This is a genomic window from Ruegeria sp. BE1 (assembly GCF_056538885.1).
In genome coordinates, this window is the sequence record NZ_JBQFTY010000001.1 from 285,100 (window position 1) to 301,661 (window position 16,562).

The following is a 16,562-nucleotide window of genomic DNA, read 5'->3' on the forward strand; positions in this document are numbered from 1 at the left end:
CTTCTGTGGGCGGCATTTTTTCACATACGAGATTCGGCACATTGCGCAATCGCTGTCACCGCCGAGTTGGATCACGAACCGGAGCATCAAATGTTTCGTTGAGCGGGAAGCGCAGCTCTTTGTCACCCAGATTTGCCGCTTCCAAATGTGTTACCAGTTTCACGTATTCATCCTTTGAAACAGTGAGGCCGCAACCAACAGGGGCCTTCGACCCTTTCTTGAACACAACTGTCCCACGTCCGACATCCTGTCGGCTTGGCCGGCGTAAGAAGCGGAAACACCATCGGGGTATCAAAATAGCCTTGAGATTGATGGGCAGATTTACAGCGACGACGCCGGATGCAACTTCCAAGACTGTCCGAACGCACAACCCTGCGCTGATTTCTTGGGCTGTAACGGACCGCGAACATCGCTGAAGGGGTGTTATGTGAAGCGATCTCTGGTTGAGTAGGGCATCCGGCACCAAACGGCCCCGGAAAAGTTGAGCAATTGACGATAGCCGGAAATTCAACGTCGGTCAGATAAGGCTAGCGAAGCCCAAAGGGCAAAGACTATTGAGCTGCTATGCTTTGGCTGACCTTAGCAGCTTCGACCCCTTTGCGTACCACGAATGGCCCCAATGCCAAAACGTCTATGCCGGTAGAATAAAAACAACGAAGGGCATCGGTTGGCGACTCGACAATCGGCTCTCCCATAACATTGAAACTTGTATTCAATAGGACAGGATGGCCCGAAATTTCGCCAAAAGCCGAAATCAAGCGATGATATTCCGGGGCTACTTTCGAATCTACCGTCTGGAGGCGGGCTGACCCATCCACATGAACGATTGCGGGAATGTGGGCTTGCACGTCATCGCGCACGGGTGCAACTTTCAGCATGTAGGGAACGTTAACATCGATATCAAAGTACTCCTGTGCTCTTTCTTGGACCACCGAAGGCGCGAATGGTCGGAACGGTTCCCGATGCTTCACCTCTGCATTGATTTTTCGTTTCATGTCCGGCTTCGTCGGATCGGCTAGAATGCTACGTGCGCCAAGGGCGCGGGGGCCAAATTCCATTCTGCCCTGAAACCAACCGACAATCATTCCATCATGCAATACGCTCGCAATCTCGCCGTAGACATCGTCCGATTTTTGATACGGTACCTTTGCTGACTGCAAGGCCATTTCAATTTCTTCTTCCGAATAAGCGCGCCCCAGATATGGTGTGCTGTGTATTATTCTTTTCTCTGACTTCAGCGTTTTTGAATGCACATACGCGGCTGCCCCAATACTAGTGCCATTGTCTCCGGCGCCCGGCATCAGGAAGATATCTTCGAAAATTCCTTCTCGGACAATCCTGCCATTAACCACGCTATTGAGAGCCACACCGCCAGCAAAAACCAGATGTTTCTCTTCAGTACGTTGTCGAAGCTTGCGGGCAATCTTTAAGATTGTTTCTTCAAGAACCAACTGGAACGCGGCAGCAACATCAATATGATGTTGTAGAATTTCTTGTCCTGGCAGGCGTGGCGATCCGAACTGCTCAAGAAACTGTCGGCTGAACAGGCGTCGCCCGAGAGCTGGGAAATCAAACCATTTCAGGTCCAGCCTGACGCTCAGATCGTCTGATACGTCAACCATGGACGCAACCACGTCATAAAAGCGAGAAGGATCTCCACACGGGGCGAGCCCCATGGTTTTTCCCTCATCATAGTTTGCTTGGAATCCACAAAACTGAGTTGCAACAGAATAAAAGACTCCGAGTGAGTGAGGGAAAAAGCTTTCCCCGAAAGCCTCAACTTCGTTCTTTTGAGCTCTACCTACCCATGTTGTTGACCATTCCCCCCAACCGTCAATTGATAGTAATGCTGCCCGCTCCCACGGCGATGCGAAGTAGGTCCCTGCTGCATGAGCCAGATGATGATCAATGAAATGGACTTTGGGGCGATGTGCCGACCATTCTGGCCAGGTGTCGTTGTACCAATCCCAGAACGTCAGATGGCGCTGCTTCAGGCGTTCAAATTCGTAGTCAAGAAAATCGCCCTTGCGTTCTTGCAGTGCCGAAGCGTAGGCCAATTTTGCGTGATCCGCTTTTCCCGGATTTATTGAAACTGCAATATGATGGATTTCATCTGGTGATGTACCGGTTTGCTCCAGAGTTTCATTGATCGATAAATTCGGGAAGCTCTGCGTGTGCTTGGATCGTGAGAGCCGCTCCTCTTCAACTGCGAATGCTATTTCGCCATCCTTTATCAGACATGCCGAGGAATCATGAAAAATATAGTTCAATCCAAGAATATTCATTGCGCAGCCTCCAATGATCTTTTTGAAAGAGTCGCTCGCCTTACAAATTCGCTATAGAATTCGAAGCCTTCTTCCGAGCACGTAAGGTTCTCGTAACCACTGTTTCGCTTGTCTTGCTTTGCCTGAGCTTGCTCCAGATACCTCAGGAATTCTTCGCTCAAATTGATGCTGAATTGCTTGTAGATCCGCGTGGTCGTCCCTTGAATATCTGTTGTAAAGTCTTGAAATGATACGAGTATAGCCTGACGGCGCAGCCGATACTCGTTCCAGAATTCGACAAACTGGCGGCATTGATCGCGCCTAAACGCTGTGTTCATTTGGTTCCAGCCAATACGGGGCGTTGGGTCGACCCCATGCTTGACTTGAGTGCATGTCACAGACATCGTCAGGTAGGAATTGAGCATCGGCTGCGGCTCACGGCAAATCATCAAGAGCCGGGCGTCCGGCAGCCTGTCGATCACAGATCGACAAAACTCAACCGACTCGTTTTCTTTTGCGAGAAAAATCTCTTCATCGCCACGATAAAAGTACACCTTTCGGATGACGCGCAAAAAGGTCGAAATCATTATGTCTTTGTCAGCGTTGGAAAGGCTGTCAAAGCGAGAGACTCGATCCAAAACCGGTTTGAATGGGAACCTACGAAAAACAAAGTAATGGTGGAAAAACCGCTCTTCCAGGAAGATGCCAAATTCTTCGTAATTCCCAAGCACATGTGCATGGATTTTTTTACAGGTGTTTCCCAGCTCAGTATTTGGCCAATAGCTTCGATTTTCCAACCAGGGGCGAAGGCCCAGCCAGTCCATCAGAATCCAAAATGTTATGTAAGGGTACCGCCACTCCAGATGTTTGACGCTTAGAAAGCTATCCTTATCTTCGGATAACGTGCGTAATAAAAACGTAGTTCCGCTTCGAGGTTGCGAAATAATGAATATGGGCTCTCGAATATTCTGATCGTGATAGGTCGCGAATAAGACTTCATCCGCCACCCAGAACAAAGCCCATACCGGCAAGAGCGCTACCTCTCTGAGCAAATATAGAAGCATACTCATTCGTTGCCGGAGTGTGATTTCCGGTGCGGTCAAAGTTGCGATAATTGCTACCCGGAATGACGTCCAGTTTGGAAACGGTAGGACAGTAGCTGAAACAACATACGTTAAGATCAATACCAAGAAGATCATTGACGACCTCTCAAAATAAGTTTCATGACATGGGTAGCGCTCGCGCTAGAGATGAGGAGCCCGAAATGGCGCAACCCCCTATTGCAGGAATTCATGCTCAGATTGACTGGCGATCGCTGCGAATCGTCCTTGAGGTTGCGCGATCCCGATCACTCAAAAGCGCCGCCACCAATCTTGGAATGACCGAAAGTACAGTTTCCAGATATGTGAGTTCCGTTGAGAACCGCCTCGGCCTGGACCTATTTGAACGAACTCCCAAGGGGATGATGCTGACGAATTCAGGAGAAAGCTTGTTTGAGCGACTGCAACAGGCCGAATTCGAAGTCGAGGCCGGATTGGAGCAAGCACTGGGCACCCAAGCCCTTCCCGCCGGGGTTGTTCGCCTAACCACCGTACCGTTGATCTCCAATCGGCTATTGACCATGCACGCGCATAAACTGCTGAAGCAAAACCCAAAATTGAAGCTGGAATTGGTCGGCGTGCCAGCAGATCTGAGCATGATGAGCCGAGAGGCGGATCTGGCAATCAGGTTGTCCCGGCCTGTGACAGAACTGGATGTTCTGACGCGAAAAATTGGCACTCTCGAATATGGTGTATATTCGGCAAATCCCGAATTGCACCCTAGAAATGATGCAAGCGCTTTACCGTGGTTGTCTTACGAAGCTGACATGACCCAACTCCCTAACGCCAAGTGGATCAGCAATTACTCTGAAGTGTCTGGGGAAGCCGTTAGTAACATCAGCTTTAATGATGCAGAAGGCTTGGTTGGCGCGGTGATGGCGGGTCTAGGTAAAACGTTGCTTCCCAAAATAGTTGCGGCCGACATTTCTCAAGTCTCTGAGCTAACTGGGTATCGAGATCTGCCAAAGCGCGAACTGTGGCTCCTGACGCATCCGAACCTTGTCAAAACGCAACGTGTGCAGGTGGTGACGGCTTGGTTGGAGCAAATATTCTCTGAGGTATAGGGGCTACAAACCAAAGCCTGAGGCTCTGGGGCAGCAACAATTGCAATCCCTACTTTCAGTTCTTGATGTTTTAAGAACCGCGGCCATCGCCATAGTCTCGCCGAAAAGGGAGATGTCAGATGCGGTTCATCGTTCAATTCACAGACAACGAAGATTTTGCCCACAAGCGACAAGAACACATGAAAGATCACTTAGCGTTTCTCGGGCGGAACAAGGAAACGGTCCTCAGCGCGGGTCCATTGTTCGATCTGATTTCGGGTGCAGGAGCTGGCGGTCTGTGGGTTGTGGAAGCGAAGCACGAGGCTGCGGTCCAATCCCTGGTTGAAGAAGACCCATTCTACCCGACGGGCTTACGGCAGGATATCAGGATATTGCAGTGGAAAGTTGTCTTTGAAAATGGCGAGGCTCAACTATGAAAACTGACTTGAGCAAGAACAATCCGTTTTCAAGCTATCAATCAAACTTCGCAGAAAATTTCACATTTGGCCCCAAGTTCGACGACTGGGTGTGTGAAACGATGTTACCAATTCTTCATGGGGAACAAAGAGACGGAAAGCAACAGTCTCTCGCGGATGTTGGTGCCGGGCCCTGTTATTGGGCAATGCTGTTTTTGGAACGCAGCCCTGGCATCAGGATTACTGCGATTGATCCGTCACCCGATCTTATAGACGTGCAAGCCCGACAAGTTGCGAACCGAAATCCTGACGCTGCCAATCGATTGTCCAGAAAATGCCAATCAGCACAGGAGTTTGCCAAGAGAGTTGGCGATTCCGGAGAGCCGGACTTATTTGACTGTATCTACTTCATGCAATCCGCCCATTATGTGGGACATGACGAATTCAAAGAAGTCTTCGGAGAGTTGGCTTCCTCGCTACGCCCGGGAGGCAGAATTGTAATTCAGGCAAGGAACATGACACCTGAATGGTATCCTTGGGCATTTCCGGATGAATGGCTACCGGCAGTCGAGAATGAGTTGCATGCTACGGACATGTTTTTTCGTGCGGATCGTTACGCGGATGCATTTGAAGCTATGCGGGACACTTTTTCAAAAGTCGAAGTTACTGAATCTGTCACAAACGTAGAAGTGCCAGCGGACAATTATTGGCAAAGGCTGGAAGATCGTTGGATCCCCACGTTTATGAGTGAACGGATAATCAACTCTTCGGTGCATCGTTTGGGGATTGATGGCATGAAATCGCGCTTCAAGAGTGAAGGGCGCGAAAGTGTTTGCTGGACAGAGAAATACGCCGTGGTCAGTGCTCATGTCTAATTCTGCCACGGTATTGCCCGGGCGCCAGGACAATATCCTGCTCGGTTCTATCTACATTTGCATCTCTGCGGCAATGTTCGCAGCGGCTGGCGCGGCAGTGAAGCTTGCATTGCAGGATATTTCACCGGTGCAACTGGTTTTTTGGCGCAATCTCCTGAGCATGCTGATATTCGGAGGCTTTCTAGTAGCGTTTCGCCCTTCAGCTTTTAGGGACCTGAAAAGCAAGCGAGTTGGACTTCATTTGCTCCGGTCGTCACTTTCTCTTGCAGTATTGTATTGCTATTTCTACGCAGTGTCGCAGATCGAACTCGCTACCGCAGTGTTGCTGCTTTCTACCAGCCCTGTGTTTGTGCCTATCCTAGCACTAGTATTCCTGCGGCGAATTTCTGCAACTACGGTTTGGATGGGAGTACTAGTGGCATTCTTTGGTGTTGCCCTCGTCGTCGACCCAACGTTGCAATATAGCTTTGACCTCAGAAACTATTTCGGAATGGGTGCCGGATTGATGTCCGGACTGTTGGGTGGTGCAGCGACTGTCGTGATATGGAAAATGTCCGACACCGAGTCTCCGGATCGCCAGATGGTCTACTTCACAATAGTCAGCTTCGTTCTTTCCATCCCGCTTTGCTTGCTCAATTGGCAAACACCGCAACCGGAAACATTCCTGCCAATTATTGCCCTTGGATTTGCAACAACGTTTGCCCAGTACTACTTGTCTAAAGGTTGCGAAGTGGCACCCGCAGACAAGATCAACACGTGGAATTACTTGTCGATCGTGATTGCGGCTCTAGCAGCGTATGTCGGCTGGAATGAGAAATTAACAATGCCGACTATTATTGGTATGTTGTTCGTAGTCATTGGGGCGCGAATAGCTAGTAAGACATTTAAGAAATAGTGACACTCGAAATTGACTTGCGGCTCTAGCAATTGCAACAGGATTTCGTAGCACCGTAAGAATACGCAGGGCGCACCTAGTGTTAGCCGGACAAAGCCGCGAATTCGCAAGCGAACAATGGGCCAGCGACAATGTTTCGAAAATTCTGTTTTTCAGAGCGACTTGGGCTGTCTTACAAGCGCGAACGCTACAGAAATTGCCTGTTACTCCGGGACCGACATCTTTTTGAATTCCTCGACCGGCATTATCACAAACTGTCCGTGGTCATCATCCGTAACAAATATCGGCTGACGATCGTAGGCTGCGATCAACAAATCCATGTTTTCTTGCAACTGCGGTGTGGTGATCTCCAGTGGGTCCTCATTGGTTGTACTGGGCGAGAGGGCATCATTCAGCACCTGCATTGCCTGCTCCACTATAGAAACGTCATTTTCCGCCGCCAGCCTTTGTAGAAAATCAAAGGACGCTTTGGGCAGCTTGTCCAGGGGTAAGTCGCTCATGCTCGCTACCTCCCTAGCTGATAATACTGGTTGATCGCGATCCGGCCATCATGATCCGCGGCCAGTCTCCGTTTTTGCCAAAGATAATAGGTAGACCGTGCAATACTGGGGCCAGCGATGTTCTTTATAGCTTGGTGGATTTCCAACCCAGAAAAGCCCGCTTCGAGCATTTTGGTGGCTAAGGCTACGCGATCGGGAGTCTTACATACTCGGCGTCCTGGCTTGGCGCCATTGGAGCGCGCATAAGATATATGCAGTTTGTTTTGATGCGTGCCGATCTGCCTTTCGATCTCAGTCAAAGAGCGTAACGCTGTGGTGACTTGTTGACTAGAATATACAGTTTCATGGCCCAAAGGTTGCTCGGAAACACGTTTTCGCAAGTTTTCAATATAAGCAGAGGCCTCTATCTCAAAAGCACGGGTCTTCGTACGATCTCTTTTCTTGGTCATTTTAAGGCTTCACAGCAACTTTTTGAGTGATTGAACTGGGAATACGTAACTATCGTCAAACAAAGCAGCGCGAATTTTTCGACGCTGGATGAACGCTAGTACTTTTCCAAGCTTCCCCGAAAACCAGGGATGATTGGCTGCCGCAGGATCTAACGAAACAATTTTGTTGAATATCTTCCATTCTCGACGACTGAACGCAAAGAGAACGCAGTTGGCGATGATGCAGGCTAAGAGAGTGACCAGCCACCCGAGCGCGACGGCAACCTTTAGGGGGCCGGTTGGCAAAGTCACAATGAGAATGGCAAACCCAATAAGCGCTCCGTGCAAGAAACACGTCCAGTCTTCAAATAACGCACGTCTATTGCGTGTTGACGTCCATTCGTCCCCAATTTTTGTCCACAATTTACTTTTTTGGAATTTCTCTTCAACCGAATGCATCTGTTAGCCTTTGAGTAAACCAAGCAAAAAATCAAATTCAGATCTCAGAGATTTTCTACCTTCGCGAAGTGTTTCCAACCACTTTACAGCGAGGCGGTTTTTTCTGTCTGTTTTCTGGCCCGGGAAGTTCTCTGAATAGTGTTTGTCCAACTCTTCCAGAAATTCGTAAAGAGCTTCGCTTTCTTCGCCTTGGCGAGGCAATCCTCGGCCTAACAAAACCCACTTTCCTTGAACTTGGCATGCTTATGGCTTTACACGAATGTTGGGAAATTTTTCCTTTAAAAACCAAATAGTTGAGCGCGATTCGTTTTTAGGGGTCCCAATTTTGGCACTCTTATGCTTTTCCGACATCTGGACGTTTGACAGCCGATCAAGACAATAGCTGAGCCGGGCGCTTTTGGGCAGGGCGCAATAGCCGGACGATTTAAGGGGGGTTGCCGGTGCGGTACCCCCTCCGATCAGGATGAGAAGATAGTCATCCAAAGGCGGCAATAGCTTGTCTGAATCTGCGGCGACTTCGGTCAGAGAGATCGTTCCGAACGCCTGAAAAAGCGGGAGACTGATGCTGCCGTCAACACCTTTGGGGTGCTCGTGCAGGTACTGCCATGCAGCCCAGACAGGATCGCTGTAGAAATCGCTGTAGTACGTTCTGTCCAGCCTCCCGAACTGTATCTGCAGACCTTCCTGATCGATAGATCCGCTGCGTGTCTCGCCGTAAATTTGCTGCATTGTACTGTAGACCGTCGGCCAATTGGGAGCTTCGACAGTTGCGCTGAGCGACATAATCGCTCTGTTTTTACCCATTACGATGAAATCCGTCCGCGGATCGTAAGCGGCGCGCATTTCCTGCCGAATAACTCGGAACATTTCCGAGCCTTGATTGGCCCCCACGTAATCCAACAAGACGTTAGCGCCAACCTGACTGGTCTCATCCGTGAATTCTTGCGCCTTGACGAGCAAGATCAGCATTTCGCTGGAGTCAGGATCGGGGAAATGAATGGTCCCTTTCGGCAGGGCAAATTCCTGTTCCCCTTCACCCGACAATAGTTTGGCCCATTTCGAGAAGGGCAGTTTCCATTCTGCCTTTGGAAGCTTTTGGATCAGCCTTGTCATGCGACGTTCCACTTCGGGATTTTCTGAGCGCAGAATGGCCTGAGAGGGGCGCCCAAATCGGACGTCTTCGCCGTTTTTTGCTTCGCCGTGCGGGTGCTCAAGATACACCGAGATTTCGCCGAGAACATGGTCTGGCCGTCTTGTTATGATTGAATCGATTGGGCTGACATATTGAAGTTGCCGCGCGTACCAGCCGCTGCTGTACGCGGGTTCCAGCAGGATATTCTCAAGGTGCACAAGGGTTTCGGGAAAAACCTCGTTTGGGGCCGAGACCGTCAGCAGAAGATGACGTTTATCGGAATCGACATGTTGCCTGACCCCTTTCAAGTCCAGAAATGTGCCAATTTGAAAGGAGGAGCGGCTGGACGTCCCCCCTGTTGCGATGCTCGCAAGGCTCGCCCTCAGCGCCGAGACACGTTCCAGTGTTGGCTCGTCGATATCCCACACCAGGGTCAATGCCGACATACCATTGTGAAGTGGATTAAGAGTGGCGGTGCGTGTCTCGCCCGTCGCCGCGATCAGTTCTGCCGCGGCCTGCTGTGTGTGTAAAAGGCTGGTAAGGGCAAAGGCAAACGCGACGAAATGGGTTTTGATCGTTGTCATTCTAGTTCACTTTTTCAGCCAGAACGACGGAAATGGCCGAGGGTTGCATAACCTTTTCCGCGAAATCGATGACTTCCTGATCCGTCGTCATGCTTAGTATTTCGGAAAATTTCGAAGGGGTGATCGGTGGAAAGCCGTCAGCCGCCAGGTTTTTGAGAAAAGACATGAACGCCACCGGACGGCGCATGGCGTTTTGGGCATAGACGATATCTTGTTGGCGGGCCTGGCGTATCTCTTTCCTGGTGATTGGCTCATCCAGCAAGGTCGCCATGGCATTGTTAAAGCTTTCATGCGCTTCGGCCAGGGTGAAACCCGGCATCAGCTGCATATCCACTGTCAGTTCAAGATCGGCATTTTTCGCAAAGAACCAATCTGCGTCGATGTTCAGAAACCGTTCGTCTTCATGGTAGAGCGCCTTGGCAAGACGGTCGCCAATAATGGTGGACGTTATGAAAAACGCCCCCTGCATATCAAAGCTGGAGGGGTGGTCCTGAAAGTCCACGAATTTCGCAATTTGAATCGTGTCGTGCAGCAATCGATCCGATTCCAGCCTTTCAACAAACTGAAGTTGCGGATCGGGCTTATGATCCAGCCACGGCTTTGGTGGCACGACCGAAGGTTCGGTATCGCCAAATATCCGCTCGATAAGTTCGGCGGCGGTCTCGGGTTCTATCTTGCCCGAAACAATCAGGGTCACGTTGGAGGGCGCGTAATGCTCTTTGTGGAACTGATAGGCCGCCTCAAGGCTCAGCTTGGGTAGGTCATCAATGGTGTTGTTGGCACGTCCACGAGGGGTTCCGTAGAGGTTCTGCAAGGCGATCCGTCTGAGCCACCGAAACGGAGACTGCCTTTCCCGCAGCAGTGTTTCGCGCTGAACGATCTCAATTTCACTTTTTGCAAAACCTTTTGGCAATTCGGGGGTGTCCAGAACAGCACGGGACAACCTAAGCAGCTTTTCTGTTTCATCAGGCATGCCAGAGTTTATGTAGACTGTTGCGACATTGTATGTGGTGGCAAAGATATCGCGTTCTCGGGGCCGTCTCAGTACCGCAGAATCCGCAGAGAATGCGGCCAGATGCTCGGTCAGGTGGGCTGTACCGGAAGGCTTGGGGTCATCGTAGGAACCGGACAGAACGATCAGTTGAACGTCCACGCGGTCGAAGGCATCGGTGGGCACGACATAAGCGGCGTAAAGGCCGCCCTTTTCCGGCAGTGAGATGACGCGCTGAGCGTGGGCCGTGCCAGCTAAGGTTAGAAAAACAAGAAAGAATACGAAAACAGCGGCGCGCATCATGAGCCTTGGCAATATGTCATAAGAATTTGTCAACCTGCGCCCATCTATCCTTTGAATCTGCAAATGGATTGCGCACCGCATGACGACAGTTGTGGGGCCAATCCAGGCAGGAAAAGCATGTTGCTTTCGGGCAGATTGTGCAAGTTAGAAAAAAACTGCCAAGAGTTGTGTTGCCCTGTGTGACACACTCCAAACCCTTCGAAAACTGGACTTACAGTGTATTCCGGCCTAGGCTGAAGGTCGATTTCATTTCATTTTCGCTTTTTCGAGAGACGCAGTGTGTCTTGTTTGAATGTAGCCATAACGGGTTTTGTTCTGGGGCTGGTTTTGAGTTTTTCGACTGGTCGGAACGCCCTTGCTGATGCCAATTCGGAAACGGATGAAAGCTCAGAAAGCGTCGTTTTCGTTCCCCCGGACATAGGTGTTCCCCAAGATCGTATGGGTGCAGGGACCAGAGGGGGATCTGCGACCGAGAACGCCGAAAACCTCAAGCTCTTGGTTCCGCAAGGTGGCGGGCTTACCACCTTGCCCTGGCCGCCTTTGGTCTGGCGTTTGCAACAGGGTCACCGAGGTGACCTGATTGTCGGTTTGAAACCCATTGATTCAACCGGTGTGGAACTGATGCTCACCGGGCCGTTCCCGCCAGGAGACTTTGGACTGAACCTAGAGCGCGTGGGTTACCAACTGGAACCTGATCGGGTTTACGAATGGTCTGTCGCGCTGCTTGATCAAAACTCTAACGCAGTTATTGCCCATTCAAAAAGCCTGATTGAGCGTGTTCCAGACCGGTTGAAAAACGACAACCCGGCTGCCGCCGGAATATGGTTCGATGCGTTGTCAAACGTGGTTGAGATAAGCCTGAGCGGTCGGGTGAATGCGCTAAACCCCGGGCACCTGGATTTGCTACTTTCGACCGCTGGTGTTGATCGTTGACGGTGAACTCTTCGTGGAAGCTGACATCGTCTTTGATGCCCTTGTGGCGACGTTGGGCCGTCGTAGGGATCATTACGATCCTTTTGGGTGGTCTGTTGGTCGGTTTGCGCAGCAAGGGCAAGTTAGAGCCGTTGGAGCTGTTGCAATATGACTGGACCACCTCGGTCTTGGCAAAAGGCCAGAGTGTTCCCGATGTTGTCCTTATCTCAATCTCGGACAACGAACTTGGCAAATGGGGCTGGCCGGTTGCAGACATGCAGATCGCCCAATTGGTTAAGACAGTCCTAGATGACGGCGCTGCGGCTGTCGGCATAGATATCTACCGCGACCGTCCTGCCGGAGAAGGGCGCGAGGATCTGATCGAAATTCTGAAATCCCCTCGGGTCTTTGTGGTGTCGAAACTGCCAAGCGGCAAAGATGCCGGGATCACCGCACCAGAGGGCGCGCAAGCCGGGTTTTCGGACATTCCCATAGACCCGGACGGGGTGGCGCGGCGCGCACTGCTATTGGTCAACACGGCGGACGGGATCGCGTTGTCTCTGCCGCTTAGAATGGCGTCGGCTTTTTCAAACAGACAGGCGTTGCAGACTAGCGCGTCGAACCCTCGTAACCTGTCCTTCGGGGACACCGACGTGGGCCCCTTGGAGCCCGGGACAAACCTGTTCCGAAACGTTGATACGGCGGGGTATCAAATCGTCATCGACTATCAGAACGCTTTGCCCGTAGTGCAACATATTCCAGCAATGGACGTGCTGGCAAAAGGTGCCGCAGGGCAATTTGAAAACAAGGCTGTGATCATTGGCGTCACCAGCCACTCGGTCAAAGACTATTTTTTGACACCGCTGAATCGGTCAACCGGGGCCGATTTTGCATTCGGGGCCGAATTGCATGCAGCCATCGTTCAACAACTGATCGATTACGCAAGGGGCGCGCGTCCGGTCTTGCGCTCGCTGAACGATCAGGCCAGTGCAGTATTGGTTTTCATGTCAGTCTTTCTGGCCGCTAGCCTTGCAGTGTTTATGCGCAAGACACTCTATGCGATGGGATGTGCCGTGTTGGGGGGCACGGTCTTGTTCCTTGGCCTGTCGTTGTTCCAGAAGAATGCGCTATTGATGCCGGTTTCCGCTTCCTTTTTGGGTTGGGCTATTGGATTTCTGGCCGGGTTCACTGTCATCGCAGTGGTGTCTCGCAACCAGCGAAGGGTCATCGCACAGGTGTTTTCCTCACACCTGTCGGACGCGCTTTCGCAGGAAATCTGGCAGCAGCGTAAAAAGCTGTTATCTGGTGGTAAGCCGAGATCGCAGCGCCTGTTTGTCACCGCGCTGCTGGCGGATATCGAAGGGTCCACCCGCATCGGAAACGCGATGAATGCCGGTGACTTCATGGCTTGGGTGTCGCGCCTGTTGGACCGCTTGGGCGAAGTGGCCCGCGATCATGGCGGTTTTGTCGAGAAATTCACGGGGGACGGGATATTGGTGATCTTTGGCGCTCCGGTGCCGAGTGAAACCGATGCAGAGCATCGCGCCAACGCTTTGGCCGCGCTGCGCTGCGCGCATGCCTTGCGCGCGGCAACACTCGCACTGAACACGGGCGATGGCCAGCCGCCGCCCTACCGGCTGCGCGTCGCACTGAACAGCGGTGAGGCGATCGGCGGTACGCTAGGTGTCAGCGGTTCGCTGCATTACAATGTGATCGGCGACACCATCAATGTTGCTGCACGTCTGGAAAACCGGATCAAGACACTGTCCCCAGACGCCGAAGGGTTTCGCCCGGTTTGCATGACACAGGCGACCGCCGATCTGATTGATGCGCAACGGGATTGGCCGGTCCTCAGCAGCTTTCGCCATGACGACGGCGCGACAGAGATTTTGGTTATCGAGGCCAAAGCCCCCAAGTCCTTACTGTAAAACGCAATGGCTAAATAGTCACCGCCGGGTGACTTTCACATCCACGAACCAATTCTTGTCAAACCTGCCGGCAGTGAAGGTCAGGGACTTTCCCTTTTTGAAACTGGCAGGCAGGGTGTGATTGATCGAAAACGGCTTGACCGATGAGCTTTTAAACAAAAAGTTGGTGCGTCCTGAAACACGCAAAGCCCCTGTATCCGACAGAGACGACTTATAGTTCTTGGATCGTGATGACCCGCCCAACGCGTATTCTCTGGCGTTGATCAGGCGAAAGCCGTTGGCAGACTTGCGGTATTGCAATTGCAGGACAAGCTTGGTGCTTGATCCCGCATCACTGCCCTTGGGATCCGGGCGTCGCCTTATGTCGACGATGTAGTCCCCGTAGAAAGGGTTCGCGCTGCTGGTGCCCGAATTGGGCAGAGCAGCGAGCGTTGTGTCTTTCTTCTGGGCTTCGCTGCGCGTCACCGGTTCGGGTCCGGCTGCGTTCTTCAGCACGGTAAAGCTCTGAGCCGTCAGGTATCCAGTGCGGTCCGTGCCACTTTGGGCCTGAAACCGTCTCAGCGCGTCGCGTGAGCGGGTTCCGAAAATGCCGTCAACAGGCCCGGCGGAATAACCTAACGCATTCAGACCGCGCTGGATGTTGCGGTAGTCAGTTCGGCCAAGGTTCAATGCGGTTTCGGCGCTTTGGGCGGTATTGCTCTCGTCTTTTGCCAAAGCCGCCTGATCTTCGGCAGAATCTGAAGGCTCAGAAGCCGACTGCGCCGCGGGTTGCGTGGCTGCCGGGTCCGGTTGCCTGTCGAGGTTGCGTGCCATTTCCGCCGCGTCCCGCCCCGCCTGCGTTTCAGGATAAAGCTGGGCGATCATCTCGAGCGCGCCTTTCCTTACCGCATCGTCATCCAGACCTGTCGCTTCGTTCAAAATTCGCCGGGCGGATTGCTCCCTCTCATCCGTCGGGGGGGCTGTGTTTTGATTTGTCGCGGCCGAGGGAATCTCAACGGCCGCTGGGACAAGGAAAATATCATGCCCGGGTAAAGAGCCGTAAGTGAACGGTTCCTGATACCCTTCTGTTTGGTCAAAGACTGAATCCCGGACTTTCCGAAATAGTTTCCCAAGCTCCAGACCCGGAACCTCGATGTGTTCCAGAATGGCTTGCGCATACGGGCTGTTGCGGCCGTCCCCATCAAGCGCCAGAGTGCTGCCACGTGCGGAATAGCCGACAAGTACGCCACCCGGATCGATACGACCCAACCCCTGACCAATGGATCGGGTTGCCGTGGTACGAACCATATCCGAGACAAAGGGGTTGTTCCGGCAGGCATCGACAAGGACCAGTTTTAGCCCCTTGGATGACGATACCGCATTCAGCATCGTTTCCAGCCGGATGGCTTCAAACTCCACGTCTTTATCGCTTTTCAACTCAGCATTCGTCGGGATGAGGTAATTGGTGTTGTCAATCTCGATCCCGTGCCCTGCGAAATAGACCAGCACCACCTCAGCATCGGTGGTTTTTTCAGAAAAATCCCGTAGCGAAAGCCGCATTTCGCGATAGTCCAGATTGTATTTCTCTGTAACTTCGAACCCGATCCGGCCGAGCGCATCTGCGATGTCCCGCGCGTCGTTGACCGGGTTCGGTATGTTCGAGACATGCTCATATTCCGCATTGCCAATGACCAGGGCGATGCGCTTTGCATCAGAGGCAATCGCTGTCATCAGCAAGAACGCAATCGCAAGAATCAGGCTTTGGCGAAGCCGACCCCGGCAACAGGCTGAATGATTTTGACGCGTAATCATGGCAAATATCTGAGCTAATTCTTCCGATACTATACCAGATTTACTGTTTTGCGGCGATGTGTTCGACGCCAAGGTGTCCCAATACATGATTCTCAGGGGCTTTGGGCGCCGATTGCGTCAGCTTGGACCGGCTTTGATGTGAAAAAGTCTTAATGTGATTTCTTATTGGCTGAATTGGCTTGCCGCCTTTGACTATTAGCTGAATCTCTTTGGCAACAATTTCGTGAACGTCGCTGAAAGGTCTCTTTTACGCCTTATTCTTCGTTGATAAGGAATGCTCAGTGAGCATGTGTGTGTTGATAGTGCAGGCGGGTACAATGAGAACCGGACAAAGCGGTCGAGCAGCAATTTTCTGGAACCAGACGGAAATAGACGGGCTGGAGGCAGCGCCTTTGTCCTTTCTTGAGATTGGGGCTGCGTGGTCATGGCGCGGACAGGCGCGTTACCTGGTCGAAACATCCGGACAAGCACCCGAATGGACCGGCGATGATCGCGGCAACAGCGCGGCAACACTGGATCATTGCGCTCGGGTTGAGGACCTCTCGGCAGAGGCAAAGGGTCTGTTGAGCCTGACCAATGGTGCGCAGACGTTTACCGCAGCTTTGTATCCTGTTTTGGGTCAGGCTGTTCCCATGCTGATTTTCGAAGGAGACTGCCCCGAGCGGGATCAGGACTTCTGGATCAGTGATATCCGAGAGAGCAGTGTTCACGCCGGTGGTTTGTCCTCGGCGGCTGGCACAGTAGTTGCGTTTCCGACCCGGCATGCAGAGGGCGCAAGCGGCTCAGAACAGAAAGTTGCGGCGACAAGCAGGTTCGCTGCCGAATAGTCTGCGCCTGAATTGGCGTATTCTTCCCTAAATTTAGCAGTGGCACGGTATGGTCTGTTGACTCTGCCGATCCCATGGATATAAGCGCGGCTTCATTGGTGTTGGTGGCCCCCG

General features: G+C 52.1%; 15 protein-coding genes. 7 read left to right on the forward strand and 8 right to left on the reverse strand.

The window, feature by feature from the left end:
• Positions 1–551: 551 nt before the first annotated feature.
• Entirely contained in the window at positions 552–2,285 is a 1,734-nt protein-coding gene (locus ACR0J5_RS01385) for a carbamoyltransferase family protein (RefSeq protein WP_480650068.1), read from the reverse strand.
• A complete protein-coding gene (locus ACR0J5_RS01390) occupies positions 2,282–3,463 on the reverse strand; it encodes a sulfotransferase (RefSeq protein WP_480650069.1) in 1,182 nt (393 codons plus the stop codon). The genes ACR0J5_RS01385 and ACR0J5_RS01390 overlap by 4 nt, the downstream gene beginning before the upstream one ends.
• 65 nt (positions 3,464–3,528) lie before the next feature.
• Between ACR0J5_RS01390 and ACR0J5_RS01395 the strand changes: the two genes are divergently transcribed.
• From ACR0J5_RS01395 to ACR0J5_RS01410, 4 genes are all read left to right on the forward strand, one after another.
• Positions 3,529–4,428, forward strand: coding sequence for a LysR family transcriptional regulator (locus ACR0J5_RS01395; protein ID WP_480650070.1), 900 nt, complete (start codon positions 3,529–3,531; stop codon positions 4,426–4,428).
• 119 nt (positions 4,429–4,547) lie between these two features.
• Positions 4,548–4,844 (forward strand): YciI family protein, encoded by a 297-nt coding sequence (locus ACR0J5_RS01400; RefSeq protein ID WP_480650071.1) that lies wholly within the window; start codon positions 4,548–4,550, stop codon positions 4,842–4,844.
• A complete protein-coding gene (locus tag ACR0J5_RS01405; protein ID WP_480650072.1) occupies positions 4,841–5,698 on the forward strand; it encodes a class I SAM-dependent methyltransferase in 858 nt (285 codons plus the stop codon). The genes ACR0J5_RS01400 and ACR0J5_RS01405 overlap by 4 nt, the downstream gene beginning before the upstream one ends.
• Positions 5,691–6,593, forward strand: coding sequence for a DMT family transporter (locus tag ACR0J5_RS01410; RefSeq protein ID WP_480650073.1), 903 nt, complete (start codon positions 5,691–5,693; stop codon positions 6,591–6,593). Before ACR0J5_RS01405 ends, ACR0J5_RS01410 begins: the two co-directional genes overlap by 8 nt.
• Positions 6,594–6,796: 203 nt before the next feature.
• Here ACR0J5_RS01410 and ACR0J5_RS01415 read toward each other — a convergent pair whose 3' ends face one another.
• The 5 genes from ACR0J5_RS01415 to ACR0J5_RS01435 all read right to left on the reverse strand — a co-directional run bounded on the left by ACR0J5_RS01415 (position 6,797) and on the right by ACR0J5_RS01435 (position 10,987).
• On the reverse strand, positions 6,797–7,093 hold the full coding sequence (locus ACR0J5_RS01415) for a hypothetical protein (RefSeq protein ID WP_480650074.1): 297 nt from the start codon (positions 7,091–7,093) through the stop codon (positions 6,797–6,799).
• Positions 7,094–7,098: 5 nt separating this feature from the next.
• Positions 7,099–7,542, reverse strand: coding sequence for a hypothetical protein (locus ACR0J5_RS01420; RefSeq protein WP_480650075.1), 444 nt, complete (start codon positions 7,540–7,542; stop codon positions 7,099–7,101).
• Positions 7,543–7,551: 9 nt separating this feature from the next.
• The gene (locus ACR0J5_RS01425; protein WP_480650076.1) at positions 7,552–7,980 is read right to left on the reverse strand and encodes a hypothetical protein; all 429 of its coding nucleotides are present in this window, start codon (positions 7,978–7,980) and stop codon (positions 7,552–7,554) included.
• 243 nt (positions 7,981–8,223) lie between these two features.
• Positions 8,224–9,696, reverse strand: coding sequence for a hypothetical protein (locus ACR0J5_RS01430; protein ID WP_480650077.1), 1,473 nt, complete (start codon positions 9,694–9,696; stop codon positions 8,224–8,226).
• 1 nt (position 9,697) lies between these two features.
• Positions 9,698–10,987 carry a M16 family metallopeptidase gene (locus tag ACR0J5_RS01435; protein ID WP_480650078.1) on the reverse strand — a complete coding sequence of 430 codons (1,290 nt, stop codon included), beginning with the start codon at positions 10,985–10,987 and terminating at the stop codon, positions 9,698–9,700.
• A gap of 291 nt (positions 10,988–11,278) precedes the next feature.
• Between ACR0J5_RS01435 and ACR0J5_RS01440 the strand changes: the two genes are divergently transcribed.
• Together ACR0J5_RS01440 and ACR0J5_RS01445 are read left to right on the forward strand one after the other, a co-directional pair.
• The gene (locus ACR0J5_RS01440; protein ID WP_480650079.1) at positions 11,279–11,923 is read left to right on the forward strand and encodes a DUF928 domain-containing protein; all 645 of its coding nucleotides are present in this window, start codon (positions 11,279–11,281) and stop codon (positions 11,921–11,923) included.
• Positions 11,924–11,925: 2 nt separating this feature from the next.
• Entirely contained in the window at positions 11,926–13,830 is a 1,905-nt protein-coding gene (locus tag ACR0J5_RS01445; protein ID WP_480650080.1) for a CHASE2 domain-containing protein, read from the forward strand.
• Between the two features lie 18 nt (positions 13,831–13,848).
• Here ACR0J5_RS01445 and ACR0J5_RS01450 read toward each other — a convergent pair whose 3' ends face one another.
• Positions 13,849–15,540: a caspase family protein gene (locus tag ACR0J5_RS01450; RefSeq protein WP_480650081.1), complete on the reverse strand. Its 1,692-nt coding sequence runs from the start codon at positions 15,538–15,540 to the stop codon at positions 13,849–13,851.
• Positions 15,541–15,938: 398 nt separating this feature from the next.
• Between ACR0J5_RS01450 and ACR0J5_RS01455 the strand changes: the two genes are divergently transcribed.
• Positions 15,939–16,448, forward strand: a complete 510-nt coding sequence (locus ACR0J5_RS01455) for a hypothetical protein (protein WP_480650082.1) — start codon at positions 15,939–15,941, stop codon at positions 16,446–16,448.
• Positions 16,449–16,562 lie beyond the last annotated feature (114 nt).

What these genes read in the sequence shown, in the direction of transcription:
- ACR0J5_RS01385 (WP_480650068.1), bottom strand. Translation starts at nt 2,285, where the DNA reads ATGAATATTCTTGGATTGAACTATATTTTTCATGATTCCTCGGCATGT.
- ACR0J5_RS01390 (WP_480650069.1), bottom strand. Translation starts at nt 3,463, where the DNA reads ATGATCTTCTTGGTATTGATCTTAACGTATGTTGTTTCAGCTACTGTC.
- ACR0J5_RS01395 (WP_480650070.1), top strand. Translation starts at nt 3,529, where the DNA reads ATGGCGCAACCCCCTATTGCAGGAATTCATGCTCAGATTGACTGGCGA.
- ACR0J5_RS01400 (WP_480650071.1), top strand. Translation starts at nt 4,548, where the DNA reads ATGCGGTTCATCGTTCAATTCACAGACAACGAAGATTTTGCCCACAAG.
- ACR0J5_RS01405 (WP_480650072.1), top strand. Translation starts at nt 4,841, where the DNA reads ATGAAAACTGACTTGAGCAAGAACAATCCGTTTTCAAGCTATCAATCA.
- ACR0J5_RS01410 (WP_480650073.1), top strand. Translation starts at nt 5,691, where the DNA reads ATGTCTAATTCTGCCACGGTATTGCCCGGGCGCCAGGACAATATCCTG.
- ACR0J5_RS01415 (WP_480650074.1), bottom strand. Translation starts at nt 7,093, where the DNA reads ATGAGCGACTTACCCCTGGACAAGCTGCCCAAAGCGTCCTTTGATTTT.
- ACR0J5_RS01420 (WP_480650075.1), bottom strand. Translation starts at nt 7,542, where the DNA reads ATGACCAAGAAAAGAGATCGTACGAAGACCCGTGCTTTTGAGATAGAG.
- ACR0J5_RS01425 (WP_480650076.1), bottom strand. Translation starts at nt 7,980, where the DNA reads ATGCATTCGGTTGAAGAGAAATTCCAAAAAAGTAAATTGTGGACAAAA.
- ACR0J5_RS01430 (WP_480650077.1), bottom strand. Translation starts at nt 9,696, where the DNA reads ATGACAACGATCAAAACCCATTTCGTCGCGTTTGCCTTTGCCCTTACC.
- ACR0J5_RS01435 (WP_480650078.1), bottom strand. Translation starts at nt 10,987, where the DNA reads ATGCGCGCCGCTGTTTTCGTATTCTTTCTTGTTTTTCTAACCTTAGCT.
- ACR0J5_RS01450 (WP_480650081.1), bottom strand. Translation starts at nt 15,540, where the DNA reads ATGACAGCGATTGCCTCTGATGCAAAGCGCATCGCCCTGGTCATTGGC.
- ACR0J5_RS01455 (WP_480650082.1), top strand. Translation starts at nt 15,939, where the DNA reads ATGAGAACCGGACAAAGCGGTCGAGCAGCAATTTTCTGGAACCAGACG.